Annotated in this window: 17 protein-coding genes, 1 tRNA gene, 2 pseudogenes and 1 riboswitch; of the genes and pseudogenes, 5 read left to right on the top strand and 15 right to left on the bottom strand. The window is 41.5% G+C overall.

Annotation, left to right across the window (positions count from 1 at the left end; translation table 11 throughout):
• Positions 1–169 precede the first annotated feature (169 nt).
• A complete protein-coding gene (locus tag PGR14_RS04280) occupies positions 170–580 on the bottom strand; it encodes a peptide deformylase (protein ID WP_055247494.1) in 411 nt (136 codons plus the stop codon).
• Positions 581–744: 164 nt separating this feature from the next.
• Between PGR14_RS04280 and PGR14_RS04285 the strand changes: the two genes are divergently transcribed.
• The gene (locus tag PGR14_RS04285) at positions 745–1,305 is read left to right on the top strand and encodes a DUF1653 domain-containing protein (RefSeq protein WP_270223029.1); all 561 of its coding nucleotides are present in this window, start codon (positions 745–747) and stop codon (positions 1,303–1,305) included.
• Positions 1,306–1,403: 98 nt separating this feature from the next.
• Here PGR14_RS04285 and PGR14_RS04290 read toward each other — a convergent pair whose 3' ends face one another.
• From PGR14_RS04290 to PGR14_RS04320, 7 genes and pseudogenes are all read right to left on the bottom strand, one after another.
• Entirely contained in the window at positions 1,404–2,147 is a 744-nt protein-coding gene (locus PGR14_RS04290) for a dihydrodipicolinate synthase family protein (protein ID WP_330663435.1), read from the bottom strand.
• Between the two features lie 3 nt (positions 2,148–2,150).
• Positions 2,151–2,222: pseudogene (locus PGR14_RS16230) on the bottom strand (hypothetical protein); the annotation flags it as partial.
• A 269-nt stretch (positions 2,223–2,491) separates the two neighbouring features.
• Complete coding sequence (locus PGR14_RS04300) at positions 2,492–3,889, bottom strand: alanine/glycine:cation symporter family protein (protein WP_270223030.1); 1,398 nt, start codon at positions 3,887–3,889, stop codon at positions 2,492–2,494.
• 144 nt (positions 3,890–4,033) lie between these two features.
• Positions 4,034–4,414 (bottom strand): annotated as a pseudogene (locus tag PGR14_RS04305) (HD-GYP domain-containing protein); the annotation flags it as partial.
• Positions 4,407–4,547, bottom strand: coding sequence for a hypothetical protein (locus PGR14_RS04310; protein ID WP_156339386.1), 141 nt, complete (start codon positions 4,545–4,547; stop codon positions 4,407–4,409). The pseudogene PGR14_RS04305 and the gene PGR14_RS04310, both read right to left, overlap by 8 nt.
• Positions 4,548–4,580: 33 nt before the next feature.
• On the bottom strand, positions 4,581–4,742 hold the full coding sequence (locus PGR14_RS04315) for a hypothetical protein (protein WP_156333039.1): 162 nt from the start codon (positions 4,740–4,742) through the stop codon (positions 4,581–4,583).
• Between the two features lie 223 nt (positions 4,743–4,965).
• Positions 4,966–7,089 carry a CocE/NonD family hydrolase gene (locus PGR14_RS04320; protein ID WP_175305750.1) on the bottom strand — a complete coding sequence of 708 codons (2,124 nt, stop codon included), beginning with the start codon at positions 7,087–7,089 and terminating at the stop codon, positions 4,966–4,968.
• A 258-nt stretch (positions 7,090–7,347) separates the two neighbouring features.
• On the opposite strand from PGR14_RS04320, the gene PGR14_RS04325 reads away from it, so the two are divergent.
• Positions 7,348–8,448, top strand: a complete 1,101-nt coding sequence (locus tag PGR14_RS04325; protein ID WP_270223033.1) for an endonuclease/exonuclease/phosphatase family protein — start codon at positions 7,348–7,350, stop codon at positions 8,446–8,448.
• Positions 8,449–8,522: 74 nt separating this feature from the next.
• On the opposite strand, the gene PGR14_RS04330 is transcribed toward PGR14_RS04325, so the two are convergent.
• From PGR14_RS04330 to PGR14_RS04355, 6 genes are all read right to left on the bottom strand, one after another.
• Entirely contained in the window at positions 8,523–8,768 is a 246-nt protein-coding gene (locus tag PGR14_RS04330; protein WP_243259160.1) for a helix-turn-helix domain-containing protein, read from the bottom strand.
• A 70-nt stretch (positions 8,769–8,838) separates the two neighbouring features.
• A tRNA-Ile gene (locus PGR14_RS04335) sits at positions 8,839–8,911 on the bottom strand.
• 271 nt (positions 8,912–9,182) lie between these two features.
• Positions 9,183–9,344, bottom strand: a complete 162-nt coding sequence (locus PGR14_RS04340; protein ID WP_173688288.1) for a hypothetical protein — start codon at positions 9,342–9,344, stop codon at positions 9,183–9,185.
• Positions 9,341–9,607 carry a hypothetical protein gene (locus PGR14_RS04345; protein WP_270223106.1) on the bottom strand — a complete coding sequence of 89 codons (267 nt, stop codon included), beginning with the start codon at positions 9,605–9,607 and terminating at the stop codon, positions 9,341–9,343. Before PGR14_RS04345 ends, PGR14_RS04340 begins: the two co-directional genes overlap by 4 nt.
• Positions 9,608–9,734: 127 nt before the next feature.
• On the bottom strand, positions 9,735–10,490 hold the full coding sequence (locus PGR14_RS04350; protein WP_270223034.1) for a metallophosphoesterase family protein: 756 nt from the start codon (positions 10,488–10,490) through the stop codon (positions 9,735–9,737).
• Positions 10,491–10,614: 124 nt separating this feature from the next.
• Positions 10,615–11,469 carry a DegV family protein gene (locus PGR14_RS04355; RefSeq protein WP_270223035.1) on the bottom strand — a complete coding sequence of 285 codons (855 nt, stop codon included), beginning with the start codon at positions 11,467–11,469 and terminating at the stop codon, positions 10,615–10,617.
• A 251-nt stretch (positions 11,470–11,720) separates the two neighbouring features.
• Between PGR14_RS04355 and PGR14_RS04360 the strand changes: the two genes are divergently transcribed.
• Both PGR14_RS04360 and PGR14_RS04365 read left to right on the top strand, forming a co-directional pair.
• Entirely contained in the window at positions 11,721–12,176 is a 456-nt protein-coding gene (locus tag PGR14_RS04360; protein WP_270223036.1) for a MarR family winged helix-turn-helix transcriptional regulator, read from the top strand.
• Positions 12,177–12,180: 4 nt separating this feature from the next.
• Positions 12,181–13,512, top strand: a complete 1,332-nt coding sequence (locus tag PGR14_RS04365; protein ID WP_270223037.1) for an MATE family efflux transporter — start codon at positions 12,181–12,183, stop codon at positions 13,510–13,512.
• Here PGR14_RS04365 and PGR14_RS04370 read toward each other — a convergent pair.
• On the bottom strand, positions 13,509–14,711 hold the full coding sequence (locus tag PGR14_RS04370; RefSeq protein ID WP_270223039.1) for a cation:proton antiporter: 1,203 nt from the start codon (positions 14,709–14,711) through the stop codon (positions 13,509–13,511). The two genes, PGR14_RS04365 and PGR14_RS04370, sit on opposite strands and share 4 nt — an antisense overlap.
• Before the next feature lie 61 nt (positions 14,712–14,772).
• A riboswitch (Fluoride riboswitch) is annotated at positions 14,773–14,845 on the bottom strand.
• Positions 14,846–15,137: 292 nt separating this feature from the next.
• Between PGR14_RS04370 and PGR14_RS04375 the strand changes: the two genes are divergently transcribed.
• The gene (locus PGR14_RS04375; protein WP_270223040.1) at positions 15,138–16,670 is read left to right on the top strand and encodes an aminotransferase class I/II-fold pyridoxal phosphate-dependent enzyme; all 1,533 of its coding nucleotides are present in this window, start codon (positions 15,138–15,140) and stop codon (positions 16,668–16,670) included.
• The last annotated feature ends 36 nt before the right edge of the window (positions 16,671–16,706 follow it).

Raw genomic sequence — 16,706 nt, forward strand, 5'->3', positions numbered from 1 at the left:
TTATCTTTAACTGTTAATGACCTTCTTTTTTTGTATGGATAAGTATACGGTTTCTGGATTTTCATTTCTGTTGTAATAACAACATTATTCCGATTTATCTGTTCCAATCAGGACTTTCTTTCCACAAAACGCGAAACCATAATGCCGGATCTTTGATTTTGGGATACCATCAAATAATAATCCCATTCAGATGATCGCACTCATGCTGAATAATCTGCGCCGTCCATCCGCTGTATTTCTGTCTCTGCCGTTTAAAATTGATATCTTCATATTCTACTTCTATTTCCTGATAGCGCACACATTTTCTTACACCATCCAGAGACAGGCATCCTTCTTCTGTCTCATACTTTCCGTTTCTCTTTACAATCTTCGGATTGAACATCGCAACATTCATAAATCCCATATTGACTGCAATGATCGCTTTATTTACCCCGATCATATTTGCTGCCATTCCCACACAGCCATCTTCGTGCGCTTTTAATGTATCCAGTAAATCAATTGCAACTGGAAAATCTCCTTTCGTTGCTTTCTCTGCCTTCTGGCGCAGAAAAAAGAGATCTCTCATAATTGGTTTTACCATTTTATTTTTCCCCTTTCCGTAGTACTAGTTACTGTTCACAGTATCTGTGACCAGCAACTAGTACTTTCCAGTATACACGATTTTTCCCATTTTTAGGTTGGAAAAATTGGAAAATGCACATATAATTAGATTAGTTTTCAAATACAAACAGGAGTGTATTATCTATGAATAAAATCAAAATCATAAAAAAGAACGATGAATATTCTTCCGAATATCAGATCGGAGATACTTTTAAAATCGAGGGCACCTGGTATGGTGGTGTTCATATCATCGGCAAGACCGGCGCACCGGTTTCTCTCGATAAAGATGAGTATATTTATCTGGATGCAGATCCTGAAAATAAAATAGATTCTTCGTCTGTAATTTCTCACCCGGAATCGTCTGCCTCAACACAAACCAGTACGGTTATCCCAGAAGCACAGCCTGCTTCTACGCTTTCTGCCAATACCGAAAAAAATAACGCAGAACCTCTCCATGAAATCCATGTCGGAGATATTGTGCGCCATTTTAAAAGAGAATGGGTATCAGAAAGCAGCACCAAATACCTCTACAAGGTACTGGCTTTTGCTGAACATACCGAAACAGACGAAAAGTTGGTCATCTACCAGGCCATGTATACCCCATTCAAAATCTGTGCAAGACCATACGATATGTTTATGAGCGAAGTCGATCACCAGAAATATCCGGGGATCAGGCAGCAATGGCGTTTTGAAGTAAATGAATAAATCATGATTAAATAAAAATGGAGAATCTCTCCCAATCCCCGGCTGATACCGGAGCGGATGATTCTCCATTTCAGAATGTCTGCTTTGTTTGTTTCTTCTTATTTCAGGTTCTGATACTCCTCAATCACCTTATCCATCAAGCTTTCTGCTTTTTTATACACTTCTTCATCCATCTGATTGTATGGGAAAATTACGCGATCCAAAACTTCTACTCCTCTATGTTGCATTAGTTTTTTGAACAAGAGCGAGAAATTTGAATCCATGTCATAGAGTGGCATCAGTTCATTTGTATGATTTGGTTCTGACACGGAGTCCTTTAAACCTTTAATATTAGTATTATTTTCTACCAGTTTTTTCAAGGTTTCCGGAGCGATGGAATGTCCACTTCTTACCGGGAAATTATAGATATAAAGATTTCCTTTTATTGACTTTGCAAGCATATCATAATATACAAAAATCTTTTCCTGATCCAGTGCATAATAACATGGTCCGATAACCATTGCTCCTTCATAGCCCATTTCATTCACTTCATTTGACAACGCCACAGTATCTTCAAAATTAAGGCTTCCGGTTCCAGCATAAAGCTTTGTGCGCCCTGCAGTATAATCTGCATAGAATTTGAAGAAATCATGTTTCTCCTGTTTCGTAAGTCCTGTAAATTCACCGGACGATCCCAACACAAGAATTCCATCAACGCCTCCTTCAATCAGGAAATCAATTACCTTTTTATTCCCTTCATAATCCGGTTTTTCTTTTTCATCAAAAACTGTAACAACTGGTGTACCGGTTGCAATAATGTCACCAGCCTCCAGAGTAATTCCTTTGGACAATTCTGCAATCAGCCACTATCCATGTCTGGTCTGCAGATCTCTTGAAGAAAGATCATTAAATACGGAATATCCAAATACATATTCTTCTGCTCTTCCATTCTATGTACCGATCCATCTGTGCTGCTTTTTGCGGATCACCATTTACCACTGGATTACAATAATACGCCAATCGCAGCTTTAAGTGTATCCATGCCAACTTTCCGTATTTCTGGGGAAAAAGAAAAAGAAGTTGTTCAGATTTTATGGGAAGCCAAACACCGAATTGAAGCCCACTTTCAAGTGTATGGTGTTAATTTTGGAAATTAAAAAAACCTGGCAGAAAGCAAAATTCACTTTCTGCCAGGTTTTTCATTTTTCTATACGCCTTTCCCTTCCCCTGCAAAATATTCTTTTACAAGTTTTACCACAACTCCTGATAACAGGAATACTGCAATTAAGTTCGGGATTGCCATCAGTCCGTTAAATGTCTCTGCAATATTCCACATCAGTCCAAGATCCATCGTTGCTCCGACGATCGCAACCAGTGAATACAGCACCATAAACGGTTTGTTGATCTTCGTTCCAAATAAAAATTCAATACATCTGGTTCCATAAAGTCCCCATCCGATAATCGTTGAAAATGCAAAGCAGCACATTGCAACCGCGGTAAAGATCGATACCCAGCTCCCATATGTAGAAGTAAATCCAAGAATCGTAAGCTCCGCACCTGCTGCCTCCCCGTAACCAATCGGAACTCCGCTGCACAGGATTACCAGTGCGGTCAGTGTACAGATTACGATCGTATCTATAAATACCTCAAAGATTCCGAAGAATCCCTGTTTCACCGGTTTTTTTGTATCTGCACATGCATGTGCAATCGATCCGGTACCAAGACCTGCCTCATTAGAGAAAATTCCTCTGGACACACCTTTTTTCATACTGATAAAGAAGCTTCCGACTGCCCCTCCGGTAACAGATGCCGGTGTAAATGCACCTTCAAAAATTGAAACAAATACATGTGGTATATTTTTTAAATTCAACAGAACCACTCCGGCAGCTAACAGAATATAGATAACCGCCATGAACGGTACAAGCTTTTCCGTTACCTGTCCGATTCTCTTGATTCCACCGAGAAGGATCAGTGCAATCAACACCGCAAGCACAATTCCGATCACAAGATTGACCGTCTTTGCTGCATCCACTCCAATCACCCCGTAATTGAATAATGCGGAATCAATTGCTGTCGTAATCGTATTGACCTGTGTCGCATTTCCAGTTCCAAATACTGTCAGCACACCGAATGCAGCAAACAAATATGCAAGCCAGTGCCAGTTTTTATTCAGACCATTCTTAATATAATACATTGGCCCACCGACCAGATCCCCTTCTGCATTCTTTTCACGGAAATGTACGGCAAGTGTTACTTCTGAAAATTTAGTACACATTCCAAGAAGTGCGGAGATCCACATCCAGAAGACTGCTCCCGGTCCGCCGATTGCGATCGCTCCTGCAACTCCTGCAATATTCCCGGTTCCAACCGTCGCCGCAAGCGCGGTACAGACCGCCTGAAATGGTGTCATTGCACCATCTGTGGCATCTTTTTTCCGAAGCATGCGCCCAATCGTCACCTTCATAGCGTATGGAAATTTTCTGATCTGGATAAATCCGGTTCTGACACTGAGCAGAAGTCCTACTCCGATGATACAGATCATTGCCGGCACACCCCAGATAAAATTATTGACTACATTATTGACCGACTCAATCGTAGATAACATCCCTTATTCCCCTCCAGGATTGAAAGATTTTCCTCTTCATCTTTCATTTTCTTATTTTTGGTATATAAAATGAATATTTTATTTATTATACACAATTCGTCAGGGAAATACAACTGCTTTTTCATGGCGGACGTTTCTTCTTTTTTATGCCTCGTAACGTATTTCTTCTTTTATTTTATCCTGGATTTCCACAAGAACTTCCATTAAAAGCGGATTGAACGCTCCGCACTCTCCGTTCAGGATCATCTTCATCGCCTGCTCATGTGAATACGCATCTTTATATACACGCTTACTCACCAGTGCATCATAAACATCTGCCACAGATACAACCTGTGCCGCAATTGGAATCTGTTCTCCAATCAGACCATCCGGATACCCTTTACCATCATAACGTTCATGATGCCATCTGCAGATCTGATACGCGATCTTGATCATCTTCTCATCCTTATAATGCTCCAGCTTATCCAGCATAGAAGCATCAATCAGCGTATGCTCTTTCATAGTCTCAAATTCTTCTTTAGACACCATCCAGGCAACGGATCAGCTCGAGCACATATGGCTTCTCATCCACTTCTATATAACGTGCGATCACTTGATAAATCCTGCCATTTACAATCTCCAGCTTTCCTTTTTCTTCTTTCGTGGTCGCTGCACGCATCGCTACACAGTTATCACATGGTGTTTCCCGTTTTCAATAATGATAGCAGTTCTGCCCCTCGTTGATTTTTCTCCATTCTTCATCAATATCTGATATATTTCCAATTGGGAAAAGACGGATCTCCTGAAAGATCTTCCGAAAATATTGGATTTCTTCTTCTAATTGTCCTTTTGTCATTCGTTCTTCCGCATTCATGTCTTGTCCTCCAGACTTCTACTACGCAGTTTCCTGTTATTTTCATTTCTAATTATTTTACAATATTTACAAAAAATAAAAAGAATTATCCCGATATATGTGAAAAAATTTTTGTGAAGCATAGGCTACATCTGCATTACTGTGAAAAAAGGACCACCAAAACCTGTTTCCGGGAATTGGTGATCCTTCATGAAATACTTATATAACTATCCTTTTATGTAATTTATTTTCTCGTCATCACGCGATTTTCTACCGCTTCAGTCATCGGAACTTCCGCTGTCACTGATGCATTCTCGATTTCCACAGAATAGGTCTTGTGGATCAGACAGTTGATCGGATCTTCTGTCGTGATGACCAGTGCCAGGCTATGTCCAGGCTCTACCGTATATCTTGTCGCATTCAGATAAATATGGTAATCATGGTATTCACCCTTTTTCAGTTCGATACTGTTCTGTGCTGTCTCCGGTTCATATCCTGCTTCCGGATTGCACAGATCTGCAAATGCCCGTGTGATCACACGGTATTTCTTATGTACAGTAGCAAACTCCGCTTCATTCCATGCCGGAACCTCTCCTCCGCTGATAATTCCGCCTTCTTTTACCACATTGACCGGAATTGTATTTCTCTGCGGATCTACAGACTGAATGCTGTCAAATTCTTCATCGCACACGTCACAAAGAAGAAGAGTAAGCTTCACATCATCCATACGTCCTGACATTTCATGCATTCCAAGCTTCATCGTCAGAGTATCTGCATCATTACTGTTTACCGGATTGAAATCTGCTTCTGCATCTCCATCTTTTAACGCTGCTCTTAATCTTACGCAGGTTGTTCCCTGTAATGTCACTGCCTCTTTAAATGGATCCGTCACATAACGCTGTGCCATATTGCTTGATCTCACACCCATCACATCATCGAAGTTCTCTGCACTGACACCCGCTGCTTCCCAGTCTGTATCTATTACAGTTGTTCCCTGTTCTTCGCACGTAAGATTCATCTTATATGCTGTCTCCCAGGAATCTGCTGTCTCCCATTTTCTCTGGTCATAGTTCATCTGCACCAGGATTGCCGGTCTGTTCTCTGCACCATTTTCAACTCCGTATAAATAATGAGAAATCCATTCATTGATAATATCATCATAGAATTTACCATCCACAAGGATTCCATATCGTTTCGGCATCGTTGGTGTGATATGTGCACCCTGATGAAGGATTGCTTTTACATTCTTTCCTGCCTTCTGGAAAGATTTGTACATCATCTCATACTGCTTGGTAGACACGTTCTCGTCATTCAGTCCCTGTACAATGAGTGCACTGCATTTGATCCGGTCTGCATGAAGGCGATAATTTCCCATACCCCAGAATTCCGGATTATAGTCAAATCCACCCTTGATCTGCTGAAGACTCATCTCATGATGGAATGCTCCCATATCATCCCGCTGCTTCTCGGTTAATGTCTCATCATTGTAACGGCTGGAACAAAAATAGGCAAGGAAGCTGTTCAGCATTTCTTTCGGCCAGTACCGCTGTGCGCCCTGCATGTTCTGCTGGCTGTACCAGTCCGCGATTCCTGCGATCGGTACGATTGTCTCCAGTCCTTCTACTCCTGTTGTTGCCACTGCAAACGGCATGGTTCCGGCGTAAGATCTTCCTGTCATGGCAACCTTTCCGTTGGACCAGTCTGCCTTTGTCTCAACCGTTCCTTCGCGGTCTGCATATCCGATACGGTCTCCATGCAGCCATTCTACAATTGCTTTGAAAGCATCTCTTTCATAGTCTGAACCAACATAATTGAATCCGTCAGATCCTTTTGAACCAAATCCCGCACTTAAAACAACTGCAAATCCACGTACAAGATAATAATCAAAGGTGTCGATATTTTCAAAAGCCATAATGTTATTATTTCCTTTATCCGGATAATACCAGTCTGCCGGATCTGCTTTTAAAGAAAGATCCATTGCACTGATACATCCCTGCGGAACATGCGCATCCACTTTTTTGTCAAGATCTGCAAAATTAACCGGATGATATTCTTTTTCTGCCACTTCTTTCATATGCGGATATCCATCTTCCTGGACTCCCGCCGCATATGGACGTGCCTCATATAAAGTTGCAGCCTTATAATTCCCCTCTACTGCACTTCTTGGTACCTGGACAACAGCTTTCACAAGATCTCTTTTTCCATCTCCGTCCACATCGTAATCCGTTTCCACATAAACACAATATCTTACGATACTGGATGTTGCCGGATCATACTTTTCTCCTGTCTTTCCATCTGTAAGTGGAAATACCGGCTGTGCAAGTCCGTTCTCAAATACTGGTACTTTGCTGTAATTCTTTTCGTTCATGGTAAACCTCCCAAACATTAAATAAATACTCGGATCTAATCACATATTATTTCCCCAATATTATTGTGATTTCATTTCTCCATTTCCTATTATAACGGGATGCAAGAAGAACTTCAATGAGATATTTCGCTTTATTTTATAGTTTACTATACCTGTTTTCTTTTCTCAATTCTATAGAAATAATCTTTTAGACATGCTATAGTAAACTTATATTTTACATAGATTTATCTGAAATTTAACAAACAAAAAGGGGATATTATGAAAAAGAACATAAAAAAGATATTAAAAGTTCTCGGAATCTTCCTGCTTATCATTCTGGTTGCGCTGATTGCATATCTGATCTATCTCTTTGCAAGCTATCACCGCATTCCGGATAATCAGGCTTTGAAGATCGAGAAAACTTCCGATGGAACAGCCGCAGCTGACACACTGACAACCGAGAAAGAATATTCCACTCTGACCTACAATGTTGGTTTCGGAGCCTACACGCCGGACTTCAGCTTCTTTATGGACGGCGGAAAATCTTCCTGGGCAAAAAGTAAGGAGAGTGTCGAATCTGATATTCAGGGTGCCGGAGAACTGGTTGCTTCCAAAGATCCGGATTTCGCACTGATCCAGGAAGTTGATCTGAACTCTACACGAAGCTACCATGTAGATGAATATTCAATTTTAAAGGATACGATTCCAAGTTACAATACGGTATTTGCACAGAATTACGATTCTGCATTCCTTTTTTATCCATTCACACAGCCGCATGGTCGCAGCCGTTCCGGACTTGCTCTTTTCTCCAAATATCCGGTTACGGATTCTCTGAGAAGAAGCTTTCCGATATCGACAAGCTTCAGCAAGTTCTTTGACCTTGACCGCTGTTACAGCATTTCCAGAGTCCCTGTAGATAACGGGAAGGAACTGGTTATCTTCCTGCTTCACATGTCTGCTTACGGCAACAGTGATGCGATTCGCGAAGCACAGATCCGTATGCTGAGTGCAGATATGGAAAAGGAATACGAAGCCGGTAATTATGTACTTTGCGGTGGTGATTTCAACCATGACCTTAAGGCATCCGAAAAAGATGCAGAAAATTGTGAGTCCTGGGCTTATCCATTTCCACGCGAAGAGCTTCCGGAACACTTTTCATTCTGCCTGGACAATCTTTCTGACAGTGAAAAGGATGCTCTCTGGAACAGTGCACGGAATGCAGATATGGAATATGTACCTGGTGTGACCTACACGGTAACGCTGGACGGATTTATTACTTCCGATAATATTGAATGCACAGAATATGAAAATATAAATACCGGATATAGCTACTCGGATCATGATCCGGTGTATACGAAATTCAAATTATTGAATAAATAATGCATAAAAAAACTGATTTTGAAGATATCATAAATGTCATATCTTTAAAATCAGTTTTCTTTTATTCGTTCCACTTATGCACTTAGGGGAATATCATCCTGACTGGTCACAACAATCTCATCCATTGTAACTCCAAATACTGCCGCCAGTACAACCAGATTGTCAATTGTCGGAATGGCTGTTCCATGCTGCCACTTGTACACTGCCTGCGGTGTGGTAAAGCCAAAAATTTCAGCAAGATCTCTTACAGACAATCCTGACTCCTTTCTCAGTCTTGTAATGTTCTTTCCTGTAGCCACCATATCAATCGTTAGTCTCATAGTCTTTTTCCTCCTGTTCTACTTCATCATAATCTTTCTTACTCTCATTACTTTTCTACTTTGTGGGAAATACAAGGAGGAGGAATCGAACCTCCGGCTGCCGCTTTATAAGAACGGTCCCATCACCACTTGGGTATCCTTGTAAATAAAAAGAATATGCCTTGGCACATTCTCGCGCCGAGGGCGTTGCTGAGCGCCAGTGACGCTCATTAAGCACCGACCGAAGCGGAGCGTCGACCGCTTGCGACATTCTTCATCTTCGTGCGAGTGCGCATCTCCGGCACGTAGTGCCTTTAATTTCATAGGAAGTTCCTTCGGAATTCCCTGTGAAATTAAAAATACCGCTTACCTGTCTGATTCAAGGTAAGCGGTATGCTAAAAAACATGTTGATCTATCATGCCTGCTTTTCTATACTAGGTATAAGTTTCGCCGGCAATTTCAATCACACAATTCTCTCGTATTGGCTTTCCCTTAAATAAACGTACACAATTAAAGCTCTCTTCAACTTTTGATATGAAAAGTGCTGATGCTGTCAATTTTATAGTTAAATCCAATATACGATTCATTGTTGTCATGTCTTTTCCTTCCCCGGTCGTCTGATTCTCTTCATCTGACTCCGATTTTTCTTTCTGGAATATAATATACCATATCTGGATAAAAATGTCATTATACCTGTAGTATAAAACATGCCTTGGCACACCTTTGACGGAAGCTTTCCAAGGTGGATCATTCTCGGGATCACCAGTCCTACAAAACTTGCAATTACAGTTGTTGCAAGAAAGAACAGCATAGACGCACCGGTGATATGTTTCCGGTACCATTGATAAAAATTCTTCATCTGTACTCTCCTTACCTTTTCTTGCACAAATCCCTCAAATCCGTACATTCTTAACCAGATAAGTGTATAATAAATTTTTTCTCACACAATTGATAATTTTAAAACTTTACCACTGTGAATCTGCTTGTTATGCAATCTGAATGATCTGTTCATAGATCATGATTTCCTCTGCTGTAACATTACGGTTGTCATGATAATGTCCGAAAAACCATTTCTTAAAATGTACACTCTGTCGTATTTCTTCAAAGTAGGCAGATAACTGGTCCGGTTTAAACAGTCCGCCACTGAACAAGGCAAGCGTACTGGATGCACAACAGTGTGAAACAATAAAATCTACTGTATTATCATACTCCAGCAGATTTCTTCGGCCTTCTTCCATCTCCTCTTCTGACGGCATCTCTTCTTTCCACCAGTTCAGGTGATTGACACGGTATAATTTCCACTCTCTGTCAAACTGCCTTTTCTTTACTTTGTAAAACGGATCATCCAGTTCGAGAATTCCATCATCAATATCATGGCTTCTTGCTCCTCCAAACGAAAAAATCCTTTTTCCATCTATATTAAAAACCTGTCCCCTCATAAGGTGAAGCACAGACGGACGAATCCTGTGAACCTTACCGCCCTTCCATTCTTCCACCGGATATGCATACAATCGGTCAAAATTCTCATGATTTCCATCCACAAACAGTGTTGTAAAAGGTTTGCAGTCCAGCCAGTCCATAAGCATCATTTCTTCCCTGTCCGGTTCGTCTTTCATCCATACGCCTCCGAAGTCACCACAAACGATTACATAATCATCCTTCGTCATCTCTTTCTGTTCTGGAAAACATCTGGTATTAAACCGCTCATAATTCCTGTGGCAGTCACCAGTTATATAAATCATCGCTTTACCCCCTTTTCTTCTTATATCTGTTTTGTCAAATCAAGCCGCAGCTTACGCCACGGCTTTTGCTTTCATCTATTATAAAATTTTTCAATCCGTCTGTCATTGAACCTGTAGTATAATTTTACTTCTCTATATATAAAACGCCAAGCGTTCCCGGTCCACAGTGACTGGATACCACACATCCTGCCCGTGTCACAAGGATTTCCTCAAATACCTGCAGTCCTTCCAGATATTCTATGACACTCTGAACAATCTGCTGATCACAACCCGAATGTGTGATAAACACACGATCCGGTTTTGCTCCTTTCAATCCTTCTTCCATATCTTTTACATAAGACATGATCACTGATTTCATCTTGCCACGATATTTTTTCGATGCATCCATCACTCCATCTGTCACCACGATCTTCGGATGCAGTTTCAGAACACTCCCTGCCAGAACCGCAGCCGCACTGCATCTTCCGCCGCGTCCCAGATAAACCAGTGTGTCTGTCACAAAACTTGCCCTTACCTGCGGTCTTAATTTCTCAATCTCCACCGTAATCTCTGCTGCTGTCTTCCCCTCATCGGCAAGGATCGCTCCCTCTATTACAAGATGACCAATTCCGGTAGACAGATTTTTTGAATCAATTACTGTCACCTTACTCTCTGCTTCCAGTTCTTCTGCTGCAAGACGCATTACGTTTCCTGAACTGGACATACTTTCCGATATACAAAAGCATACAATCTCTCTTCCTTCCTCAAGATATGGTCGCATGAGTTCTACCGCTTCTATCATAGACGGAGCAGAAGTTTTGGGTGTTGTTTTATTTTTATCCGACCACTTATAAATTTCCTCCGGCGTGATATCTACTCCATCCGTATATTCTTTATCCCCGAGTACGATATGCAATGGCAAAATTGAAATATCATACTTCTCTAACAACTCTTTTGACAAATCACAAGTACTGTCTGAAATAATTTTTACTTTTTTCATATCCGTCCTCTGCCTTTCATTTACCTTATTACTGATTATTGCCATCATTATAACGCTTTTTTCGTTTTTATGGGATAAAATTTCATATCTGCATTTTTACGCATTATTCACAGCTCATTTTTCCTTAATCTGCAAAATCTGCACTTGACATAAGTCCGATTTCAGACTATACTCTTGTAAGTATGATTTCGGACTTACTTTATATGGTCAAAAATTCATTCATCTATATAATTATATAAATGGAGGAAATTATGGATTCTACTACACTGATCAGCAAATATTTAAAAGAATACAATTGCTTATATAAAGAAGCAAATGAAATTTACCACGAAGCTGCCCGCAAGCTTCATCTGTCTGACAGCGCTTTTGAGATTTTCTATACACTTCTTGATATGGGTGATAACTGCCTGCAGCGTGATATCTGCAAGGCTTCCTGCCTGCCAAAGCAGACAATCAATTCATCCATCCGAAAACTGCAGGCCGACGGATATCTCACTCTTTCTCCTGGAAAAGGACGGAGTATGCATATCCATCTTACAGCTTCCGGCAAGAAGCTGATTCAGGAAAAGCTGCTTCCTCTCATCCAGATTGAAAATGATACTTTAGCTTCTTTCAGTCCCGAAGAATGTGAACAGCTTCTGCGCCTGAATGCCAAATATAATCAGGCCTTACGTTCAAGACTTTCTAACCTTGAGGAGTATCTATAAAACTATGAAAATTCAATTATCCGAACACTTTACTTATAAAAAACTTCTACAATTTGTTTTTCCATCTATTATAATGATGATCTTCACATCCATTTACAGTGTGGTTGACGGACTTTTTGTCTCCAACTTTGTTGGAAAAAGCGCTTTTGCAGCGGTTAATCTGATCATGCCTTTTCTGATGGGCATCAGCGCTCTCGGTTTCATGATCGGAACTGGTGGTAGTGCCATTGTTGCAAAGACGCTTGGTGAAGGAAAGATCGAAAATGCTAATGAGTATTTTTCCATGCTCGTCTATATCACTGCTATCGGAGGAATCATTATCGCAATCCTGAGTATGTTCCTTGTAAAACCGGTTGCCATTTTATTCGGTGCAAGCGGTACTCTTCTTGACAACTGCATTTTATATGGACGTATTCTTTGCATTTCGCTGCCTGCTTTTATGCTGCAGAATGTATTTCAGAGCTTTTTTGTAACTGCCGAAAAGCCACATCTGGGACTTCGCGTGATCGTGATCGCCGGTGTGACCAATATGGTTCTCGACTTTTTGTTTGTAGCTGTACTCCACCTCGGACTTCCCGGTGCCGGATTTGCGACTGTATGCGGAGAGTTTATCGGAGGGCTTTTCCCGTTATTCTACTTTGGACGGAAAAATTCCAGCTTATTAAAGCTTGGAAAAACACATTTTCATGGCAAAATCTTATTAAAGACCTGTACCAATGGCTCGTCCGAGCTTATGACCAATCTTTCCAGCTCTGTTGTAAATGCTCTTTATAATATGCAGCTCATGAAATTTGCCAGTGAAGACGGCGTTGCAGCTTACGGAACGATCATGTATGTCAATTTTATCTTTGTTTCGATCTTCCTTGGTTATGCGATTGGAAGTGCCCCGATCGTCAGCTATCACTACGGTGCCAACAATCAGGATGAACTAAAGAATCTTTTCCACAAGAGTATCCGACTGATCGGAACCTGGGCTGTTTCCTTATTTATCATCGCGCAGCTCATCGCAACACCACTCGCCACATTGTTTGTCGGTTATGACCAGGGACTTTTGGAACTGACACGCAGTGGGTTCCGCCTGTACAGCTTTGCGTTCCTGATCAACGGGTTCAATATTTATGGCTCTGCATTTTTTACCGCATTGAACAACGGTCTGCTCTCTGCGCTGATCTCGTTCCTCAGAACACTGGTCTTCCAGATGGCAGTGGTCCTGCTACTTCCACTGCTTCTCGGGATCAACGGAGTCTGGTGCTCGGTTGCAATTGCTGAACTATTAACTTTATGCGTTACCGGAACTTTTATCATACGGAAGCGCAGTACTTATCATTATTTCTAATTTGTCTCTCTGGCAAGCAGTTTTTTGTAGCTTGCGTCCATACCAAGTGCTCCAAGCGGTGCGGTGATCAGAATCGCCAGTACCGCTACGGAGAGCACAATTTTTCCACAGGAAAGTCCCATCGCCATCGGGACTGAACCGATTGCTGCCTGCACCGTTGCTTTGGGCAGATAAGCAATCACACAGAACAGTCTCTCCTTTTTATTCAGTTTCGTTCCAAGCATACAGATAAATACACCTGCAGCACGGAAAATAAGAGCAACCGCAATCATTCCTACTGCCGCAATTCCGGCACCCATCGTATAACGGATATCTACCGCCGCACCGACTAGTACGAAGAGAATTACTTCCGCTGCAATCCAAAGTTTTCCAAATTTTTCTGACAATCTTTTCGATACAAATGCTGTACTTTTCATTTTCAGGACACATGCCATTGCCACAACTGCAAGAAGTCCCGATACGGATACTACCGGCTTCGCCCATGTCTCAATCGCCATAAGCATAAAAGAAACTCCCATAACAATGATCACTTTCATACTGTTACGGATACAGTGTTTTCGTGCATACGCAGTCTCAAAAAAACTACTGAGCAGAAAACCGGTTATAGCTCCAAGTGCCACTCCCAGCAAAATAGATACCGGAATATCAATAAAGTCCTTCAGATGAGCACTTCCTCCCTGTGCCATCCCGGTAAATGTTGAAAACAGTACAATTACAAAAATATCATCACAGGATGCTCCGGCCAGGATCATCTGCGGAATACTTTTTTTCGTTCCATATTTTTCCTCCATGAGCTGCACCATACGCGGTACAACTACCGCCGGGGATACCGCTCCAAGTACTGCTCCCATAACAGCCGCATCAATCCGGCTAATTCCAAGGATTATCGGTCCGAACAAAAAGTATCCAAGAATCTCAAAGCTTGCCGGAACACACGACATCATTACTGCCGGTCGTCCAACTTTTTTCAGATCCGATAAATTCAAAGAAAGTCCTGCTTTCAGTAAAATAATGATCAACGCAATCTGCCTGAGTTCCGATGAAATCGACAAGATCGAATCATCCAGAAAGTTTAGCACATACGGTCCCAGTATAATTCCCGTAAGCAGCATCCCGATAATCCGGGGTAAATGGATTTTCTGACAGATAGCTGCCATAGCCAGTCCAACCAGAAAAATAAGTGCAAGTGATGTTAACATATTTTTTCTCCTTTTCTTCCCATACACAGAAAAAGCTGATGCTCTTCTGTGCACTAAAAATAGTCCTACAGAAGTCATCAGCTTATATAAGCGGTTTAGGTTTCCCCAGGGAGAACTTCATTCCCTTGAAAAATGATTATACAGGATTTCCTTTTTCATATCAAGACTACAGTGTATATTTATCCTGGATTCTTACCGGTGGAACTATACTTGTTGTATACATACATCATATACACAAGATTAGGTTGAACTATTTGAACTCAAATTAAATATTATCATTGAACATTTCTTTTCAAAGTGATATAATCTCTTTAAGTTTTGAACCATATCGTTAATTATGTTGAAATTGAACTTTTTTTATTGAAAGGAGATTTTCCAGTGACAACTTTCTCGGATAGACTAAAACAAGCAATGACAGTACAGAACATGAAACAAATTGATCTGGTGCATAAAGCCGCACAGAGCAATGTGAAATTAGGAAAAAGCCATGTAAGCCAATACGTAAGCGGAAAAACTATTCCAAGAAATGACATTCTTCATTTTCTTGCAGATACACTTCAGGTAGATCCAGATTGGCTTCTTGGTGACAGTCAGGAAACCAGCTCTGCCCGAAGGACCGCTTCAGCTGCGTCCGGGGCTTCTTCAGCAAAACCTGTTTCAGACACAGAAAGCGAAAAACAATCGCTCTCTGTTACCAAAGAGTCAAAACAATCCAATAAAAACAGTACAGGAGATTCCAGTATGTATTCGTTCAAAAAATCATCCAAACTCGATAATGTATTATACGATGTCCGTGGACCGGTTGTTGAAGAAGCTGCCCGTATGGAAGAACGCGGTACCCACGTACTGAAGCTCAATATCGGTAATCCGGCTCCATTTGGTTTCCGCACACCGGACGAAGTCATCTATGATATGAGCCAGCAGCTTTCCGACTGCGAAGGATACTCTCCTTCTCAGGGACTTTTCTCTGCACGGAAGGCGATCATGCAGTACTCCCAGATCAAAAAGCTGCCGAATGTCACAATCAATGACATTTATACCGGAAATGGTGTCAGCGAACTGATCAACCTGTGTATGTCAGCTCTTCTTGACAACGGAGATGAAATCCTGATCCCTTCACCAGACTATCCTCTGTGGACCGCCTGTGCCACACTTGCCGGCGGCAAAGCCGTTCATTATATCTGTGATGAACAGTCTGACTGGTATCCGGACATCGAAGATATGCGCCGTAAAATCACAGACCGTACTAAAGCTCTTGTAATCATCAATCCGAACAACCCGACCGGAGCACTTTATCCGAAAGAGGTTCTGCAGAAAATTGTTGATCTCGCAAGGGAACATCACCTGATCATTTTCTCAGATGAAATTTATGACCGCCTTGTTATGGACGGAAAAGAACATATTTCCATTGCTTCACTGGCACCGGATCTGTTCTGCGTCACTTTCAGCGGACTTTCCAAATCCCATATGATTGCCGGATTCCGTATTGGCTGGATGGTTCTCAGCGGAAATAAAGCAATCGCAAAAGATTATATCGAAGGAATCAAGATGCTTTCCAATATGCGTCTCTGCTCCAATGTTCCGGCACAGTCTGTTGTTCAGACTGCTCTCTGGGGCAATCAGAGCGTCAACGACTATCTTGTTCCGGGCGGACGTATTTACGAACAGCGCGAATATATTTACAAGGCACTGACTGACATTCCGGGAATCACTGCCGTCAAACCGCAGGCTGCATTTTATATGTTCCCAAAGATCGATGTGAAGAAGTTCAATATTGTAAATGATGAAAAATTTGCACTGGATCTGCTGCAGGATAAGAAGATCCTGATCGTACAGGGAAGTGGATTTAACTGGAAGCAGCCGGACCATTTCCGGGTGGTATATCTGCCACGAATTGAAGTTCTGAAAGAAGCTGTGGAAAAAATTTCTGATTTCCTGAGTTATTATAGACAGGGGTAGAATGATAAGCACCGCCAGAAAAGAAACATAGGGTAC

Source organism: Coprococcus sp. AF99-45 (assembly GCF_027663865.1).
GTDB classification, from domain to species: domain Bacteria; phylum Bacillota; class Clostridia; order Lachnospirales; family Lachnospiraceae; genus Allocoprococcus; species Allocoprococcus comes.

Excerpts from the sequence above, each read along its gene's own strand:
- PGR14_RS04280 (WP_055247494.1), bottom strand. The coding sequence starts at position 580 with ATGGTAAAACCAATTATGAGAGATCTCTTTTTTCTGCGCCAGAAGGCA.
- PGR14_RS04285 (WP_270223029.1), top strand. The coding sequence starts at position 745 with ATGAATAAAATCAAAATCATAAAAAAGAACGATGAATATTCTTCCGAA.
- PGR14_RS04300 (WP_270223030.1), bottom strand. The coding sequence starts at position 3,889 with ATGTTATCTACGATTGAGTCGGTCAATAATGTAGTCAATAATTTTATC.
- PGR14_RS04310 (WP_156339386.1), bottom strand. The coding sequence starts at position 4,547 with ATGCGTGCAGCGACCACGAAAGAAGAAAAAGGAAAGCTGGAGATTGTA.
- PGR14_RS04315 (WP_156333039.1), bottom strand. The coding sequence starts at position 4,742 with ATGAATGCGGAAGAACGAATGACAAAAGGACAATTAGAAGAAGAAATC.
- PGR14_RS04320 (WP_175305750.1), bottom strand. The coding sequence starts at position 7,089 with ATGAACGAAAAGAATTACAGCAAAGTACCAGTATTTGAGAACGGACTT.
- PGR14_RS04325 (WP_270223033.1), top strand. The coding sequence starts at position 7,348 with ATGAAAAAGAACATAAAAAAGATATTAAAAGTTCTCGGAATCTTCCTG.
- PGR14_RS04330 (WP_243259160.1), bottom strand. The coding sequence starts at position 8,768 with ATGAGACTAACGATTGATATGGTGGCTACAGGAAAGAACATTACAAGA.
- PGR14_RS04340 (WP_173688288.1), bottom strand. The coding sequence starts at position 9,344 with ATGACAACAATGAATCGTATATTGGATTTAACTATAAAATTGACAGCA.
- PGR14_RS04345 (WP_270223106.1), bottom strand. The coding sequence starts at position 9,607 with ATGAAGAATTTTTATCAATGGTACCGGAAACATATCACCGGTGCGTCT.
- PGR14_RS04350 (WP_270223034.1), bottom strand. The coding sequence starts at position 10,490 with ATGATTTATATAACTGGTGACTGCCACAGGAATTATGAGCGGTTTAAT.
- PGR14_RS04355 (WP_270223035.1), bottom strand. The coding sequence starts at position 11,469 with ATGAAAAAAGTAAAAATTATTTCAGACAGTACTTGTGATTTGTCAAAA.
- PGR14_RS04360 (WP_270223036.1), top strand. The coding sequence starts at position 11,721 with ATGGATTCTACTACACTGATCAGCAAATATTTAAAAGAATACAATTGC.
- PGR14_RS04365 (WP_270223037.1), top strand. The coding sequence starts at position 12,181 with ATGAAAATTCAATTATCCGAACACTTTACTTATAAAAAACTTCTACAA.
- PGR14_RS04370 (WP_270223039.1), bottom strand. The coding sequence starts at position 14,711 with ATGTTAACATCACTTGCACTTATTTTTCTGGTTGGACTGGCTATGGCA.
- PGR14_RS04375 (WP_270223040.1), top strand. The coding sequence starts at position 15,138 with ATGAAACAAATTGATCTGGTGCATAAAGCCGCACAGAGCAATGTGAAA.